The organism is Paraburkholderia sp. BR10954 (genome assembly GCF_040965775.1).
GTDB classification, from domain to species: Bacteria; Pseudomonadota; Gammaproteobacteria; order Burkholderiales; family Burkholderiaceae; genus Paraburkholderia; species Paraburkholderia youngii.
Genome location: NZ_JBFRCK010000250.1, coordinates 1 through 373 on the forward strand (window position 1 = coordinate 1; position 373 = coordinate 373).

A 373-nucleotide genomic window follows, 5' to 3' on the forward strand; every position below is an offset into this window, starting at 1 on the left:
CGAATGTGGCGGAAGGCGTGAACCCGGGCGATGCGGTGAACATGGCGCAGCTGACCGAGACCAACACCAACGTGACGAACCTGGGCGACCAGGTGACCAACCTCGGTGACCAGGTGTCGAGCATCGGCGACCAGGTAACGAACGTGTACGAGAACGGTACGAAGTACTTCCACGCGAACTCGACGGGAGCGGATTCGTCGGCGCTGGGTGCGGACTCGGTGGCGATCGGTATGGGTGCGGTGTCGAACAACGCGGGTGATGTCGCGCTGGGCGCAGGCTCGGTGACGGCAGCCGCGGTGGGCACGGCGGGTGCGAGCATCGGCGGGACGGATTACGCGTTCGCCGGAGCGAACCCGGCGAGCACGGTGAGCGT

1 pseudogene is annotated in these 373 nt (G+C 66.5%); it reads left to right on the forward strand.

The window, feature by feature from the left end:
• A pseudogene (locus AB4Y34_RS42105) lies at positions 1-373 on the forward strand (hemagglutinin); the annotation flags it as partial.